10 protein-coding genes are annotated in these 17,504 nt (G+C 62.8%); 8 read left to right on the top strand and 2 right to left on the bottom strand.

The window, feature by feature from the left end:
- Window positions 1-89: 89 nt before the first annotated feature.
- The 6 genes from OKW98_RS16045 (at window position 90) to OKW98_RS16020 (ending at window position 12,239) form a co-directional block, all read left to right on the top strand.
- Window positions 90-1,427 (top strand): MdtA/MuxA family multidrug efflux RND transporter periplasmic adaptor subunit, encoded by a 1,338-nt coding sequence (locus tag OKW98_RS16045; protein ID WP_265389750.1) that lies wholly within the window; start codon window positions 90-92, stop codon window positions 1,425-1,427.
- A complete protein-coding gene (locus tag OKW98_RS16040; RefSeq protein WP_265385643.1) occupies window positions 1,424-4,519 on the top strand; it encodes an MdtB/MuxB family multidrug efflux RND transporter permease subunit in 3,096 nt (1,031 codons plus the stop codon). Before OKW98_RS16045 ends, OKW98_RS16040 begins: the two co-directional genes overlap by 4 nt.
- Window positions 4,520-4,631: 112 nt before the next feature.
- Window positions 4,632-7,739 (top strand): efflux RND transporter permease subunit, encoded by a 3,108-nt coding sequence (locus OKW98_RS16035; protein WP_265385642.1) that lies wholly within the window; start codon window positions 4,632-4,634, stop codon window positions 7,737-7,739.
- An 8-nt stretch (window positions 7,740-7,747) separates the two neighbouring features.
- Window positions 7,748-9,226, top strand: coding sequence for an efflux transporter outer membrane subunit (locus tag OKW98_RS16030; protein WP_265389749.1), 1,479 nt, complete (start codon window positions 7,748-7,750; stop codon window positions 9,224-9,226).
- A gap of 126 nt (window positions 9,227-9,352) precedes the next feature.
- The gene (locus OKW98_RS16025) at window positions 9,353-11,443 is read left to right on the top strand and encodes a putative bifunctional diguanylate cyclase/phosphodiesterase (RefSeq protein WP_265385641.1); all 2,091 of its coding nucleotides are present in this window, start codon (window positions 9,353-9,355) and stop codon (window positions 11,441-11,443) included.
- A 49-nt stretch (window positions 11,444-11,492) separates the two neighbouring features.
- Entirely contained in the window at window positions 11,493-12,239 is a 747-nt protein-coding gene (locus OKW98_RS16020; protein WP_265385640.1) for an SDR family oxidoreductase, read from the top strand.
- Between the two features lie 295 nt (window positions 12,240-12,534).
- On the opposite strand, the gene mapR is transcribed toward OKW98_RS16020, so the two are convergent.
- Entirely contained in the window at window positions 12,535-13,974 is a 1,440-nt protein-coding gene (mapR, locus tag OKW98_RS16015; RefSeq protein ID WP_265385639.1) for a GntR family transcriptional regulator MpaR, read from the bottom strand.
- A gap of 234 nt (window positions 13,975-14,208) precedes the next feature.
- Here mapR and OKW98_RS16010 point away from each other — a divergent pair, with 234 nt between their 5' ends.
- Window positions 14,209-14,754 (top strand): MgtC/SapB family protein, encoded by a 546-nt coding sequence (locus OKW98_RS16010; RefSeq protein ID WP_265385638.1) that lies wholly within the window; start codon window positions 14,209-14,211, stop codon window positions 14,752-14,754.
- A 188-nt stretch (window positions 14,755-14,942) separates the two neighbouring features.
- On the opposite strand, the gene OKW98_RS16005 is transcribed toward OKW98_RS16010, so the two are convergent.
- Window positions 14,943-15,119 carry a hypothetical protein gene (locus OKW98_RS16005; protein ID WP_265385637.1) on the bottom strand — a complete coding sequence of 59 codons (177 nt, stop codon included), beginning with the start codon at window positions 15,117-15,119 and terminating at the stop codon, window positions 14,943-14,945.
- A 340-nt stretch (window positions 15,120-15,459) separates the two neighbouring features.
- Here OKW98_RS16005 and OKW98_RS16000 point away from each other — a divergent pair, with 340 nt between their 5' ends.
- A complete protein-coding gene (locus OKW98_RS16000; protein ID WP_265385636.1) occupies window positions 15,460-17,496 on the top strand; it encodes an alpha-1,4-glucan--maltose-1-phosphate maltosyltransferase in 2,037 nt (678 codons plus the stop codon).
- Window positions 17,497-17,504 lie beyond the last annotated feature (8 nt).

The following is a 17,504-nucleotide window of genomic DNA, read 5'->3' as shown; positions in this document are numbered from 1 at the left end:
TAAGCACGAGGTAAATTGCCGGTAAAGGCCCTTTGCCTGAGCGGTAACTGTGCTTATTGTTCAGCCTCCCGAAGACGCTCACGCGCACACTGGTTGATTTATTCATGCAATCGTCTGCCCCCCGCAATTCCCGTCGCTGGCTGATAAGCCTATTGGTTCTGTTGATCGTCGCCGGGCTGTGCTGGCGCTTCTGGCCGGGAGCTGCGTCGCAACCGAACGCCACGGCGCAGAAAGGCGATCAGGCCCAGGCCAGCGCAAGCCGCAGCGGCGGCGGCAAGGCGGTGGCCAAGCGTCCCGGGTTCGGCGGCTCGACCGCTCCGGTACCGGTGCGGGTGGCGGCAGCGAGCACCGGCGACTTCCCCATTTACTACAAAGCCCTCGGCACCGTGACGGCGCTGAACACGATCAACGTGCGCAGCCGTGTGGCGGGTGAATTGATGAAGATCAATTTTCAGGAAGGCCAGCAGGTCAAGGCCGGCGATCTGCTCGCGGTGATCGACCCGCGCAGCTACCAGATCGCCTTGCAACAGGCTGAAGGCACGCTGATGCAGAACCAGGCGCTGCTCAAGAATGCTCAACTCGACGTACAGCGTTATCGAGGCCTGTACAAAGAAGACAGCATCGCCAAACAAACCCTGGACACCGCCGAATCCCTGGTCGGTCAGTACCAGGGCACCATCAAGACCAATCAGGCGGCAGTGGGCGATGCGAAGCTCAACCTGGAGTTTTCGCAGATTCGTGCGCCGATCTCGGGGCGCATCGGCCTGCGCCAGCTGGACGTCGGCAACCTGGTCGCCGCCAATGACACCACCGCGCTGGTGGTGATCACCCAGACCAAGCCGATCACCGTCAACTTCACGCTGCCGGAAAAAGACCTCGCCGAGGTGCTTAGTCGTTATCGCAGCGGCGGCAAGCTGCCGGTCGAGGCGTGGGATCGCGGGGACCTGAAACTGCAGGCCACCGGCGTGCTCGCCAGCATCGATAACCAGATCGACATCACCACCGGCACGCTGAAGTTCAAGGCGCGTTTCGATAACGACAACGAAGCGCTCTTCCCCAATCAGTTCGTCAACGCACGCCTGCTCGCCAACACCCTGAAAAACGTGGTGCTGGTACCGTCGGCCGCGGTGCAGTTCGGCGTCAACGGCACCTTCGTTTACGTGATGGACGGCGACAAGACCGTGCGCATCCGCGCGCTCAAGACAGGGCCAAGCGACGAGAACTCCACGGTCATCACTGAAGGTCTGGTGGCCGGTGACCGCGTGGTGCTCGAAGGCACCGACCGCCTGAAAGACGGCAGCGCCGTGGACGTGGTCAACGACAGCAAGGACGTTCCGGCCACGCCGGGTCAGCAGTTGCAGGGCAAGCCCTCGAAGGAGCCCGGTGAGTCAGCGGGTGCCGAGACGACGAAGAAAGGCAACGTATGAACCTGTCACGCCTGTTCATCCTCAGGCCGGTCGCCACCACGCTGAGCATGCTTGCCATCGTACTGTCGGGCCTGATCGCGTACACGCTGCTGCCGGTGTCGGCGCTGCCGCAGGTGGATTACCCGACCATTCGGGTGATGACGCTGTACCCGGGCGCGAGTCCGCAAGTGATGACCAGTGCCGTGACTGCGCCCCTTGAACGCCAGTTCGGGCAGATGCCGGGCCTGACCCAGATGGCTTCGACCAGCTCCGGCGGAGCGTCGGTCATCACCCTGCGTTTCAGCCTCGAGATCAACATGGACGTCGCCGAGCAGGAAGTGCAGGCGGCCATCAATGGCGCGACCAACCTGCTGCCGACCGACTTGCCGGCGCCTCCGACGTACAACAAGGTCAACCCGGCCGACACGCCGGTGCTGACCCTGGCGATTACCTCGAAAACCATGCTCCTGCCCAAACTCAACGATCTGGTCGATACGCGCATGGCGCAGAAGATCGCGCAGATCAGCGGAGTGGGCATGGTCACCATCGCCGGCGGCCAGCGTCAGGCGGTGCGGATCAAGGTCAACGCCGACGCACTGGCGGCCAACGGTCTGAATCTGGCGGACGTGCGCACGCTGGTCAGCGCCTCCAACGTCAACACGCCCAAGGGTAACTTCGACGGCCCGACGCGGGTGTCGATGCTTGACGCCAATGACCAGCTCAAATCCCCCGAGGAGTACGCCAACCTGATTCTGGCGTACAAAAACGGCGGCCCGTTGCGGCTCAAGGACGTGGCCGAGATCGTCGACGGTGCCGAGAACGATCGCCTCGCCGCCTGGGCCAACGAAAGCCAGGCCGTGCTGCTGAACATCCAGCGTCAGCCGGGCGCCAACGTCATTGAGGTGGTCGACCGGATCAAGGCGCTGCTGCCGAGCATCACCCAGAACCTGCCCGCCGGGCTCGACGTCACCGTGCTCACCGACCGCACGCAAACCATCCGCGCCTCGGTCAGCGACGTGCAGCACGAGCTGATGATTTCCATCGTCCTGGTGGTGCTGGTGACCTTCCTGTTTCTGCGGCGCTTCAGCGCAACGATCATTCCCTCTGTGGCCGTGCCGCTGTCGCTGATCGGCACCTTCGGCGTGATGTACCTGGCCGGTTTTTCGGTCAACAACCTGACATTGATGGCGATGACCATTGCCACCGGTTTCGTGGTCGATGACGCCATCGTCATGCTGGAGAACATTTCCCGGCACCTGGAGGAGGGCGAGACGCCGTTGCAGGCCGCGCTCAAAGGCGCGCGGCAGATCGGTTTCACGCTGATCTCGCTGACCATCTCGCTGATAGCCGTGCTCATTCCGCTGTTGTTCATGGCCGATGTGGTCGGGCGGCTGTTCCGCGAGTTCGCCATCACCCTGGCCGTGGCGATCCTGATTTCCCTTGTCGTGTCCCTGACGCTGACGCCGATGATGTGCGCGCGCTTGCTCAAGCGGGAGCCGAAAGAAGAAGAACAGGGCCGTTTTTACCGGGCCAGCGGCGCGTGGATCGACTGGCTGGTGGCCGCCTACGGGCGCAAGTTGCAGTGGGTGCTCAGGCATCAGCCGCTGACCCTGCTGGTTGCCGTCGCCACCCTTGGGATCACGGTGTTGCTGTATCTGGCCGTGCCCAAGGGGTTCTTTCCGGTGCAGGACACCGGCGTGATTCAGGGCATTTCCGAAGCGCCGCAGTCGGTGTCGTTCGCCTCCATGAGCCAGCGTCAGCAGGCCTTGGCGAAGATCATTCTCAAGGACCCTGCGGTTGCCAGTCTGTCGTCCTACATCGGCGTCGACGGCGACAACGCGACACTCAACAGCGGCCGCATGCTGATCAACCTCAAGTCCCACGGCGAGCGGGATGTCACCGCTTCCGAGGTGATCCAGCGTCTGCAGCCAGAGGTCGATCAGCTGTCGGAGATCCGCCTGTTCATGCAGCCGGTGCAGGACCTGACCATTGAAGACCGGGTCAGCCGCACCCAGTACCAGTTCAGCATGTCCTCGCCGGACGCCGACCTGCTCAATCTGTGGAGCGGCAAACTGGTGGAGGCGCTGGTTCAGCGTCCGGAACTGACAGACGTCGCCAGCGACTTGCAGGACAAGGGTTTGCAGGTGTTCCTCAATATCGACCGCGATGCCGCCAGCCGGCTGGGCGTGACCGTCGCCAACATCACTGACGCGCTGTATGACGCCTTCGGCCAGCGGCAGATTTCCACCATCTACACCCAGGCCAGTCAGTACCGCGTGGTGTTACAGGCCGACTCGCGCAGTGAGCTGGGGCCCGAGGCGCTGGAACAGATTCACGTCAAGACCACCGACGGCGGGCAGGTCAAGCTGTCGAGTCTGGCCCGGGTCGAGCAGCGTCAGGCGCAGCTGGCGATTGCCCATATCGGGCAGTTTCCGGCGGTGATGATGTCGTTCAACCTGGCGCCGGGCGTTGCGCTGGGCAAGGCCGTGGAAGTCATCGATCAGGTGCAGAAAGACATCGGCATGCCGATCGGCGTACAGACGGAATTCCAGGGCGCGGCCGAAGCCTTCCAGGCCTCGCTGTCCAGCACGTTGCTGCTGGTGCTGGCGGCGGTGATCACCATGTACATCGTGCTGGGTGTGCTCTACGAGAGTTACATCCACCCGATCACCATCCTGTCGACCCTGCCGTCGGCGGCCATCGGTGCGCTGCTGGCGCTGCTCATCAGCGGCAATGATCTGGGCATGATCGCCATCATCGGCATCATCCTGCTGATCGGCATCGTCAAGAAGAACGCGATCATGATGATCGACTTCGCCCTCGACGCTGAACGCAACCGCGGTATTGACCCGCAGACCGCCATCTACGACGCGGCACTGTTGCGTTTCCGGCCCATCCTCATGACCACCCTGGCGGCGCTGTTCGGCGCGATCCCGTTGATGTTTGCCTCAGGCTCCGGCGCCGAACTGCGCCAGCCCCTGGGTCTGGTGATGGTCGGCGGCCTGCTGGTCAGCCAGGTGCTGACGCTGTTCACCACGCCGGTCATTTATCTGTATTTTGATCGGTTGGGGCGCCGGTTTCAGCGCAAAGAGAAAACCGAGGTGGCGCTATGACCGGCCAGCCGCAAGCTTCAAGCCTCAAGCTGCAAGGTAGAAGCAGCAATGTGCAGGCCGGGGCTTTTGCTTTCACGTGTAGCTTGCAACTTGCCGCCTGGAGCTGCCCCCCATGAACCTCTCTGGCCCCTTCATCAAGCGCCCCGTGGCGACCATGCTCTTGAGCCTGGCAATCATGCTGCTGGGCGGGATGAGCTTCGGTCTGCTGCCGGTGTCGCCGCTGCCGAACATGGATTTCCCGGTGATCGTGGTCAGCGCCTCGTTGCCTGGCGCCAGCCCGGAAATCATGGCGTCGAGCGTGGCGACGCCGCTGGAGCGCTCCCTCGGGGTGATCGCCGGGGTCAACACCATGAGCAGCCGTTCGAGTCAGGGCTCGACGCGGATCATTCTGCAGTTCGACATGGACCGTGACATCAACGGTGCTGCGCGGGAAGTGCAGGCGGCCATCAATGCCGCGCGCAACCTGCTGCCCAGCGGGATGCGCAGCATGCCGACCTACAAGAAGGTCAACCCGTCCCAGGCGCCGATCATGGTGCTGTCGCTGACCTCCGACGTGCTGGAGAAGGGCGAGCTCTACGACATGGCTTCGACGATTCTGTCCCAGAGCCTGTCCCAGGTGAACGGCGTCGGCGAGGTGCAGATCGGCGGCAGTTCGCTGCCGGCCGTGCGCGTGGAACTGGAGCCCAAGCTGCTGTCGCAGTACGGCGTGTCGCTGGACGAAGTGCGCACGACCATCTCCAATTCAAATGTGCGTCGCCCGAAAGGCTCGGTGGAGAACAGCGAGCACAATTGGCAGGTGCAGGCCAACGATCAGTTGGAGAAGGCCAAGGATTACGAATCGCTGATCATCCATTACGCCAACGGCGCGGCGTTGCGGCTCAAAGACGTGGCCAAGGTCAAGGATTCGGTGGAAGACCGCTACAACAGCGGCTTCTTCAATGACAAGGCCGCGGTGCTGCTGGTGATCAACCGTCAGGCCGGGGCCAACATCATCGAAACCGTGGCGGCGATCAAGGCGCAGTTGCCCGCGTTGCAAGCCGTGCTGCCCGCCAGCGTGAAGCTCGACCTGGCCATGGACCGCTCGCCGGTGATCAAGGCCACGCTGCACGAAGCCGAGATGACGCTGCTGATTGCCGTGGTGCTGGTGATTCTGGTGGTGTTCCTGTTTCTGGGGAATTTCCGCGCCTCGCTGATCCCGACCCTGGCGGTGCCGGTGTCGCTGGTGGGCACCTTCGCGATCATGTACCTGTATGGCTTCTCGCTGAACAACCTGTCGCTGATGGCGCTGATTCTCGCCACCGGGCTGGTGGTCGACGATGCCATCGTGGTGCTGGAGAACATCTCCCGGCACATCGACGAAGGCGTGCCGCCCATGGAGGCTGCTTACCTCGGCGCCAAGGAAGTCGGCTTCACACTACTGTCGATGAACGTCTCGCTGGTGGCGGTGTTTGTCTCGATCCTGTTCGTGGGCGGGCTGGTGGAGAGCCTGTTCCGCGAGTTTTCCATCACCCTGTCGGTCTCGATTGTCATCTCGCTGGTGGTCTCGCTGACCCTGACGCCGATGCTCTGCGCGCGCTGGCTGAAGCCCCACGTGCCCGGCACGGAAAACCGCTTGCAGCGCTGGAGCCAGCGGGCCAACGACCGCATGGTCGCCGGCTACGACCGCAGCCTGCGCTGGGTGCTGCGGCATCGGCGCCTGACCCTGCTGACGCTGCTGCTGACCATCGTCGGCAACGTCGCGCTGTACGTGGTGGTGCCAAAGACTTTTCTGCCGCAGCAGGACACCGGCCAACTGATGGGTTTTGTGCGCGGTGACGACGGCCTGTCGTTCTCGGTGATGCAGCCGAAAATGGACATCTTCCGCTCCGCGATCCTCAAGGACCCGGCCGTGGAGAGCGTCGCGGGCTTCATTGGCGGCAATGGCGGCACCGGCAATGCGTTCATCATCGTGCGCCTGAAGCCGATCAAGGAACGCAACATTGGCGCCATGGAGGTGGTCGAGCGGCTGCGCAAGGAAATGCCCCTGGTGCCGGGCGGACGGCTGTTTCTGCAACCGGATCAGGACCTGCAAATGGGCGGTGGCCGCGAGCAGACCACCTCGCAGTACCAGTACATCCTGCAAAGCGGCGACCTGGAAACCCTGCGCCTGTGGTACCCGAAGATTGTCGCCGCACTGAAGTCCCTCAAGGAGCTGACTGCCATCGACGCCAACGACGGCGGCGGCACCCAGCAGGTGACACTGATCGTTGACCGCGATGCGGCCAAGCGTCTGGGCATCGACATGAACATGGTCACCACGGTGTTGAACAACGCCTACAGCCAGCGTCAGGTGTCGACCATCTATGACCCGCTGAACCAGTATCAGGTGGTCATGGAGGTCAACCCGAAATACGCCCTCGACCCAACCACCCTGGAGCAGGTTCAGGTGATCACTGCCGACGGCGCGCGGGTGCCGCTGTCGACCATCGCCCGTTACGAGCGCAGCCTGGAAGACGACCGGGTCAGCCACGACGGCCAGTTCGCGTCGGAAAACATCTCCTTCGACCTAGCCGATGGCGTCACCCTCGATCAGGCCAATGCCGCCATCGAACGCGCGGTTGCCGCGGTGGGCCTGCCCGAAGACGTGATTGCCAAGATGGCCGGGACCTCCGACGCCTTCGCTGCTACCCAGAAGAGCCAGCCGTGGATGATTCTCGGGGCGCTGGTAGCGGTGTACCTGGTGCTGGGCATTCTCTACGAAAGCTACATTCACCCGCTGACCATCCTCTCGACATTGCCCTCGGCGGGGGTCGGCGCGCTGCTGAGCATTTACCTCACCGGCGGGCAGTTCAGCCTGATCTCGCTGCTGGGGCTGTTTCTGCTGATCGGCGTGGTGAAAAAGAACGCGATTCTGATGATCGATCTCGCCTTGCAGCTTGAGCGCCAGGGCGGCATGACCCCGGTGGAATCCATTCGCAATGCCTGCCTGCAACGTCTGCGGCCGATTCTGATGACCACGCTGGCAGCGATTCTCGGCGCCGTGCCGTTGCTGCTGAGCAGCGCCGAAGGTGCGGAAATGCGTCGGCCGCTGGGCCTGACCATCATCGGCGGCCTGATCCTCAGCCAGATCCTCACGCTGTACACCACGCCCGTGGTTTACCTTTATCTCGACCGTCTGCGCCATCGTTTCAATAAATGGCGCGGTGTGCAGACGGATGCTGCCCTGGAAACTCCGCTATGAATGACTCGATGAAAGCGCCTGACTCACAGCGGACGTTGCCGTTTCACAGGACCTTTGCCGTCGCTTTGTGTGCGCTGCTGCTCAGTGCCTGTGCCGTCGGCCCGGATTACAAGACGCCGGACATGCCGACCCCGGCGCACTTCAAGCAGGCCGAAGGCTGGACCCAGGCCAACCCGAGTGATGCGATCGCCCGCGGCGCGTGGTGGGAAATCTACGGCGACGCCCAGCTCAACGCCCTGGTGGAAAAACTCAACACGTCCAACCAGACCGTGGCGCAATACGAAGCCCAGTACCGGCAGGCCGCCGCGTTGGTGCGCAGTGCGCGGGGCGCGTTTTTCCCGACGCTGGACCTGACCACCAGCAAAAACCGCTCGAGCCAGGGCACCGGCAGCAGCAGTTCGAGCCTGAGCAGTTCCAGCAGCGGCATTCGTGACACCTACAACGCCCAATTGGGCGTCAGTTGGGAAGCCGACGTGTGGGGCAAGTTGCGCCGGGGGCTGGAAGCCGACAAGGCCAGCGCCCAGGCCAGCCTTGCCGATCTGGCGTCGATGCGTCTGAGCCTGCAATCGCAACTGGTGCAGAACTACCTGCAACTGCGGGTGATTGATGAGCAGAAGCGTCTGCTGGAAGCGACCGTCGACGCCTATCAGCGCTCGCTGACCATGACCCAGAACCAGTACCGCGCCGGGATTTCCGGCCGCGATGCCACCGCCCAGGCGCAGACGCAACTCAAAAGCACCCAGGCCGACCTGATCGATCTGCGATGGCAGCGCGCCCAGTTCGAAAACGCGATTGCCGTGCTGATGGGCCAGGCGCCAGCGGATTTCAGCCTCGCGGCGACCACCTCGATTCCGGCGGTGCCGCAAATCCCGGCTCGGCTCCCGTCGCAATTGCTCGAACGCCGCCCGGACATCGCCGCTGCCGAGCGATCGGTGATGACCGCCAACGCCAATATCGGCGTGGCCAAGGCCGCCTATTACCCGGACCTGACCCTGAGCATGAGCGGCGGTTACAGCAGCAGCACCGTCAGCAACTGGATTTCCCTGCCCAACCGCTTCTGGTCGGTCGGCCCGCAACTGGCGATGACCCTGTTCGATGGCGGCCAGCGCGCTGCTGAAGTGGACCGCACCGAAGCGGTCTACGACCAGACCGTGGCGCAGTATCGCCAGACCGTGCTGGACGGCTTCAAGGAAGTCGAGGACTACATGGCCCAGTTGCGGGTATATGAGCAGGAAGCCGGCGTGCGCGACGAGGCGCTGCAATCGGCGCGTGACTCCCTGCGCCTGACCAACAACCAGTACAAAGCCGGGCTGATCGGCTATCTGGACGTGGTCAACGTGCAGACCACGGCGCTGAGCAACGAACGCAGCGTGCTTAACGTGCTGGAAAGCCGGTTGGTCGCCAGCGCCCAGCTGATTGCGGCATTGGGTGGCGGTTGGGACGCCGCGACCGGCCTGACACCGGGCGCCGACGTATCGGACCGTTAACTTCAGGTAAATAGCGATGTGCCATCTTTGCGACGGAGTGACGGGATTTTCACGGGAATTTCGGTACAATCGCCGCCCAATTGATCGGGGCTTAAAGCCGCACTTCGTTGAGCCAAGGGCCAACCCATGTTGATCGGCCATTACACTTACTCGCTGGTTCTGATTTCAGTCCTCGTAGCGATTCTCGCGTCTTATACGACCCTTGATCTGGCCGGGCGCATTGCTTCGGCCAGCGGTCGGGCGAGGCTGCTGTGGGTGTGCGGCGGCGCGCTGTCCATGGGCGTGGGCATCTGGTCCATGCACTTCATCGGCATGCTGGCGTTCACGCTGCCGATCCAGCTGGCGTACGACATCCCGCTGACACTGCTCTCGCTGCTGATCACCATCTTTTCTTCGGGTTTCGCGCTGTGGCTGGTCAGTCATGATCGCGTCCCGTTGTCGAACATCCTGCTTGGCGCCTTCGTCATGGGCCTGGGCAGCAGCGCCATGCATTACACCGGCATGGCGGCGATGCGCATGCAGCCGGGCATCGACTACGACCCCACCTTGTTCGGCCTGTCGTTGGTGATTGCCGTCACCGCGTCTGGCGCAGCGCTGGGCATCGCCGTGCGGCTGCGCAAGGAAACCCCTTACGTGCGACTGGCCCGCGGCGGCGCGGCGGTGGTCATGGGCTTCGCCATCCTCGGCATGCACTACACCGCGATGACCGCCGCCAACTTCCCGGCCGGCAGTTTCTGTGGCGCGATTCCCAACGGCCTGCAGGCCGATGGACTGGACAAGCTGGTGTTGATCACCAGTCTGACGGTGCTGGGCATCACCTTGCTGACGTCCGTGCTTGATGCGCGTATGGCGGCGCGCACCGCCCAATTGTCGGCGTCGCTGAAAGAAGCCAACCGCGAGCTGACGCAACTGGCCCTGCACGACAACCTCACCGGGCTGCCCAACCGCATCCTGCTGGCCGATCGCATCGATCAGGCCATGCGCAAGGTCGATGCCCAGGGCGGCATGTTCGCGCTGATGTTTCTGGATCTGGACGGCTTCAAACCGGTGAACGATGCGTTCGGCCATCACGTCGGCGACCAGCTCTTGCGTGCAGTGGCCGTGCGATTGCGCAAAAACTTCCATCGCCACGACACGTTGGCGCGCATCGGCGGCGATGAGTTCGTGCTGCTGGTGGAGCTTGACGATGGCGAAGAGGCAGTCAGCGTCGCCTCGCGCCAAGTGGCACTGGTCAGCCAGCCGTTCAGCGTGCAGGAACATGATCTGCAGGTGACGGTGAGCATCGGCATCAGCCTGTACCCTGGCAACGGCCGCACCCAGCAGGAACTGCTGATGAACGCCGATGCCGCGATGTACCACGCCAAGAATGCCGGCAAGAACGGCTACAGCTTTTTCGATGCGTCGATGAACACCAACGCGCGCAATAAGCTCCAGCTGTTGCAGGATTTGCGCCTTGCGCTGCGTGACGGGCAATTCTGCCTGCATTATCAGCCCAAGTTCTGCGCAAGCACCCACCGGCCGGTGGGTGCCGAAGCGCTGGTGCGCTGGAACCATCCGCAGCACGGGCTGCTGATGCCGGACACATTCATCGGCCTGGCGGAAAAAACCGGGTTAATCATTCCGATCGGCGAGTGGGTGCTGAACGAGGCCTGCCGGCAGATGAAGCGCTGGTACGACAGCGGCAATACCGACTGGCGTATCGCGGTAAACCTGTCAGCGTTGCAGTTCAGCCATGTCGGGCTGGTCGAGACGGTCTCGGACGCGTTGGCAAACCACGGGTTGCCGGCCAATTGCCTGACCCTGGAAATCACCGAAACCACCGCCATGAGCGATGCCGACGCGAGCATGACCGTGCTGCAGAAGCTCTCGGACATGCACGTCGACCTGTCCATCGACGACTTCGGCACCGGCTATTCCAGCCTCATGTACCTCAAGCGCCTGCCGGCCAACGAGTTGAAGATCGACCGTGGTTTTGTCCGCGATCTGGAGCACGACAGCGATGACGCGGCCATTGTCTCGGCCATCGTTGCGCTGGGCCAGGCGCTGAACCTGCGCATCGTCGCCGAGGGTGTCGAGACCGCCAGCCAGCAAAGTTTCCTCACGCGACTGGGCTGCGACGCGTTGCAGGGGTACCTGCTGGGTCATCCGCTGCCGGCCGAACGCTTCATGGCCGATATCCAGGCGGCCCGCCAGCGCGTCGGCGAAATCATGGATTAAGTGTTAATGCCCACTCCCACCTCCACGCATTGATCGACTGAGTACATTTATGGATAAAAATCTCCTCATCACGGGTGGCTCCCGGGGTATCGGTGCCGCTACGGCGGTTCTGGCCGCAGCACAGGGTTATCGCGTGTGCATCAACTACCTGTCCGATCACGGCTCTGCCGAGCGGCTGTGCGGGCAGATTCGCGAAACGGGCGGGCATGCCATCGCGGTTCAGGCCGACGTCAGCAACGAGGACGAAATCATCCGTCTATTTGCCCGGATCGACTCCGAGATGGGGCGGATCACCGCGCTGGTCAACAATGCCGGCACAGTGGGCGAGGCCTCGCGGCTGGACACGATGTCCGAGTTTCGTCTGCTGAAAATCATGATGAGCAACGTCGTCGGCCCCATGCTGTGCAGCAAGCACGCGCTGCTGCGCATGTTGCCCCGCCACGGCGGGCGCGGCGGCAGCATCGTTAACGTGTCGTCCGTGGCCGCACGGCTGGGGTCGCCCGGTGAATACGTCGATTACGCGGCGTCGAAAGGCGCGCTGGACACTTTCACCGTCGGGCTGGCCAAGGAAGTGGCGGGCGAGAACGTGCGGGTCAACGCCGTGCGCCCCGGTTACATCTTCACCGACTTCCACGCCCTGAGCGGCGACCCTCATCGCGTCAGCAAGCTGGAGCCGACCATCCCCATGGGCCGCGGCGGCCTGGCCGATGAAGTAGCGGAAGCGATCCTGTGGCTGCTGTCGGACAAGGCATCGTATTCGACCGGGTCGTTCATTGATCTGGGCGGCGGGCGCTAGGTGATAACTCTGATGCCCCGAGGTGGTGAGGTCTTGCGATTGCCGCGGGACCTGGCTGGCTGCACGCGTCCTCCCTGCTGAAACGCATTCCCCTGTAGGAGCGCGCTTGCCCGCGAAAGAGCAGGTAAATCCGCCACATTTCTCAGGTCCGTACTAACGCCTTCGCGGGCAAGCGCGCTCCTACGGCCTTCGGCCAGAATCAGAAGCCATCAGCGCTGCCTGCCCGAATCAAAAACCATCACCGTGGCGCCATCACGTTTCTGCCCTGACCCGTTTCGATACTGCCAGGCATGTTTTAGCCAGCCATCATCGACCGAACGATCGTCCCCAGCGTTTCCATCGCCCGCTCCGACGTTTCATCCCACGGGCTGCCGTAGTTCAGGCGGATAAAGTGCTGGAAGCGCCGCGTCGGCGAAAACATCGGCCCGGGGGCGATGCTGATGCCTTGGGCGAGGGCGGCCTGGAACACTTTCAGCGAATCGATCTGTTCCGGCAGCTCAACCCAGAGGAAGTACCCGCCGGTGGGCTGACTGACCCGGGTCTGCGCGGGGAAGTACCGGGCGATGGCGCCGAGCATGGCGCGCTGCTGATCTTCCAGGCTATGGCGCAACTTGCGCAGGTGGCGGTCGTAACCGCCGTGTTGCAGGTAATCGGCGATGGCGGCCTGGGCGGGCATCGAGGCGCACAGCGAGGTCATGATTTTCAGCCGTTCGACCTTCTGCGCGTAACGCCCGGCAGCGACCCAGCCCACCCGGTAGCCGGGCGCGAGGCTCTTGGCGAACGAGCCGCAATGCAGGACCAGGCCTTCGGTGTCGAACGCCTTCGCCGGTTTCGGCGCGTGCTGGCCGTAATACAGCTCGGCGTAAACGTCATCCTCGATCAGCGGCACCTCATGTTTGCGCAACAACTCCACCAGTTCCTTTTTGCGCGATTCGGGCACCGTCGCGCCGGTGGGGTTCTGGAAACTGGTCATGCTCCAGCAGGCCTTTATCGGGTAGCGCTCAAGTGCCTGCTCAAGCACTGCCAGGTCAATGCCCTGTTGCGGGTGCACCGGAATTTCCACCGCCTTGAGCTTCAGCCGTTCGAGCACCTGCAGGCAGGCGTAGAACGCCGGCGCCTCGATGGCCACCAGATCACCGGGCTCGGTCACGGCTTGCAGGCACAGGTTCAGGGCTTCAAGGGCGCCGTTGGTGATCAGCAGCTCATCCGTGGGCAACATCTGCCCGGCAACCATGTAACGCAGCGCGATCTGCCGGCGCAGGGCCGGATTGCCGGGTGACATGTCGCTGACCACCATGCGCGGGTCCATGTCGCGGGTGGCGCTGGCGAGGGAGCGGGCCAGGCGCTGCAACGGAAACAGCCCGGCGCTGGGGAACGCCGAGCCGAATGACACGATGTTCGGATCCTTGATGGATTCCAGCACCGAAAACACCAGTTCGCTGACGTCGACTTCGGTGGATTCGCTCACTTGGGGCGCGGGCCGCGCATCGTGCTCCGAAGGCAGATCGCCAAGGCCTTGCAGGCGGACGCTGTCGTTGACGAAATACCCTGAGCGGGGCCGCGCCCGGATCAGACCTCGACGTTCCAGCAGGTAATAGGCCTGGAACACCGTCGACGGGCTGATGCCGTGGGTCTGGCTAGCGTAGCGCACCGACGGCACGCGCTGACCCGCAGCCAGTACCCCGGTGCGAATCAGCTCGGCAATGTCATCGGCAAACTTTTCATAACGCTTCATGGTGGGCTCGTGCTGAGGGCTTGCGGGGCGCAGCAGCCATGGGGGGGCCGGCCGGAGGGAAGGGCTGATGACCCGGCTGCGGCGTCAAAATATGCGCGCTGCCTGCGGATTAGTACAGATGCAGATTAGCCCACTACAACCGGATCAGGCCGTGAGGCTCGCTAGGCACCTTCCGCACTCTCGGCCCCCGCTGCGGTCCATACCGCACTTAAGCTGATTGAGGGGAATGCACTGATGAATGCCTGGTGGGAAGAAGTCGTGGACACACTGCAGGCCGAGTTCTCCGATATCACGGATGCCGGGCAGATCACCCGCGTGACCATACGCCTGGTCATTGCGGCGCTGCTTGGCGGGATTCTGGGGTTTGAGCGGGAACACAAGGGCAAGGCGGCCGGGGTTCGAACCCACATGCTGGTGTGCATGGGTGCTGCGCTGTTTGTGCTGGTGCCGCGCATGGCCGGGGCTGACGACGCTGCACTCAGCCGGGTGGTGCAGGGCATTGTGGCGGGGATCGGCTTTCTCGGTGCCGGGACCATTCTCAAGGGCGACGCGCTCAATACCACCCAGGTAAAGGGCCTGACCACTGCGGCCGGTTTGTGGATGACGGCGGCCATTGGTATCGCGGCCGGGATGGGCAGGGAAATGACGGCGGTACTGAGTACGGTGCTGGCGCTGGGCATCTTCAGCCTGATGCCGATGATCGTCAGGCGCGTCGAATCGGCGGAAGAACGTGCACATGACCCGGCCCGCAAGACGGGTGGCGATGCGCAGGAGCCTTGAGCCAGCGGTCATTCAGGAACATTGCGGTTGTGACTGGTTCCCGGCTGAAGCCGGTCCTACGGAAAACACGCGCATTGTAGGACCGGCTTTAGCCGGGAAGAGGCCGGTAAGCACACCCTGAACATCGCGGCATGGCACCCACAAGCTTCCCGGCTGAAGCCGGTCCTACAACCGCGTCGGGTAGTGAATCACTCTGGAAACTTGTCATCCAGAATCGCTGGCGGCTCACTGCTCGGTGGGTCACCCACTGGCGGTTCGATCACAGGCGGCATGAGCGGGGAAGGCGGCTCTTCTGGCTTCGGCACAGGCAGCTCGGGGTCGTCGATATTCGGGTCGGGCGTTTCTGCGGGAACGGGAATGCTCATGGTCTTCGCTTCCTTGGGTTCGTCGAGAGGGGCGTGCCAGGTGACGTTGAATCACACCCGCCATCACGCAAACATTTCGACCGCAGCACCCTGACAATGATTCACTCAATCAGCCCGGTCACCGCCTTACGCAGAAGCCCCTGGCCTGCCATTATCCGCTCGGTGACTTGATCAAACGTCACGCAAGCTCTTTGAACTTTTGCCCGAGGCTGGCGTTCGGAACCTATGCTGCCACGTCCGGATACGTTGATCCCGTGGCTCTCTCTTATGTTATGGACAAAGACGCTGAAGCAATGGGCGCCCCGCAGCGGGCGTCCCTGGGCGTGAGGAGTGATGCTCGATGAATGATACTGCTGATCAGCCGTACGGCCCGGATTCCCTGGCCAACGATGTTCTCCACTCTATCCACCCTATCCCCCTGACCCAAGCCTTGCAGCTGCCGCGGATCGTCATCGAGGACACCCAACCGGTGATCGATAACGGTCAGCTGGCCGCCAAGGCCGTTGTCGGTCAGCCGGTCACGGTCACCAGCAAGATCTACGCAGACGGTCACGACAAGATGGCCGTACGTATCGTCTACCGCGCCATTGACGATGAAGAATGGCAGTCGGTGCCCATGCGCGAACTGGGCAACGACAGCTGGGTTGGCGAATTCACTCCGCCGACCTTCACCCGCTACATTTATCGCCTCGAAGCCTGGATCGATCAGTTCGGCAGCTACCGCTACGAGCTGGAAAAGAAATACGCCGCTGGCGTGACCATCGATCTGGAGCTGGAAGAAGGGCGCCTGCACCTGGTGCACGCCGCCGAGCGCAGCACCCTCGAAGTGCGCGGCCAGCTCGATGGCCTGATCAAGCGTTTCGGCGAGGCGACTGATAACGAGGCCAAGGTCGCACTGCTATTGAGCAGCGACGCGGCCAGCGTCATGGCCAAGGCCGACAATCACGCGTTCCTCAGCCGCAGCCTGGAATTCCCGCTGGACGTCGAGCGTGAGCTGGCCCAGTTCGCCAGCTGGTACGAGCTGTTCCCACGCTCGATCACTGACGACAAAACGCGCCACGGCACTTTCAAGGACGTGCACAACCGCTTGCCGATGATCCGCGACATGGGCTTCGACGTGCTGTATTTCCCGCCGATCCACCCGATCGGTCGCGCTCACCGCAAAGGCCCCAACAACTCCCTCACCGCAGGGCCGGATGACGTCGGCAGCCCGTACGCCATCGGCAGCGCGGAAGGCGGCCATGACGCCATTCACCCGCAGCTCGGCACCCGCGAAGACTTCCGTGAACTGGTTGCCTCCGCGGCCGAGCACGGTCTGGAAATCGCACTGGACTTCGCCATCCAGTGCTCCCAGGACCACCTGTGGCTCAAGGAGCATCCAGGCTGGTTCTCGTGGCGTCCAGACGGCACCATCCGTTACGCGGAAAATCCGCCGAAGAAATACCAGGACATCGTCAACGTCGACTTCTATGCGCCGGATGCCATTCCGGGCCTATGGATCGAGCTGCGTGACGTGATCCTCGGCTGGGTGAAAGAGGGCGTGAAGATATTCCGCGTCGACAACCCGCACACCAAGCCGCTGCCGTTCTGGCAGTGGATGATTGCCGACGTGCGCAGTCAGCACCCGGAAGTCATGTTTCTCGCTGAAGCCTTCACCAAGCCGGCGATGATGGCGCGCCTGGGCAAGGTCGGTTATTCCCAGAGCTACACCTACTTCACCTGGCGCAACACCAAGGCCGAGCTGAGCGAATACTTCACCGAGCTCAATGAGTCGCCATGGCGCGAATGCTACCGGCCGAACTTCTTCGTCAACACGCCGGACATCAACCCGCCGTTCCTGCATGACTCGGGTCGTCCGGGCTTCTTGATCCGCGCAGCCCTGGCGACCATGGGTTCGGGCTTGTGGGGCATGTACTCGGGCTTCGAGCTGTGCGAAGCGGCACCGGTGCCAGGCAAAGAGGAATACCTGGATTCGGAGAAGTACGAGATCCGTCCGCGCGACTTCACCGCGCCCGGCAACATCATTGCCGAGATCGCCCAGCTCAACCGCATCCGTCGCCAGAACCCGGCGCTGCAGACGCATTTAGGCCTGAAGATCTACACCGCGTACAACGACAACATTCTGTATTTCGGCAAGCGCACCGAGGATGGCAGTAACTTCATTCTGGTCGCGGTGAACCTTGACCCGCGCAACGCCCAGGAAGCGCATTTCGAACTACCGCTGTGGGAAATGGGCCTGCCGGACGACGCCGCCACTTTGGGCGAAGACTTGATGACCGGGCATTCCTGGACCTGGTACGGCAAGACCCAGTTCATGCGTCTTGACCCCTCTTACCAGGCGTTCGGCATCTGGCGCATAAAAGCCACAAACCAATAATTCAAAGG

Source organism: Pseudomonas sp. KU26590, assembly GCF_026153515.1.
GTDB lineage: Bacteria > Pseudomonadota > Gammaproteobacteria > Pseudomonadales > Pseudomonadaceae > Aquipseudomonas.
This window is presented reverse-complemented; position numbering and strand designations above follow the sequence as displayed.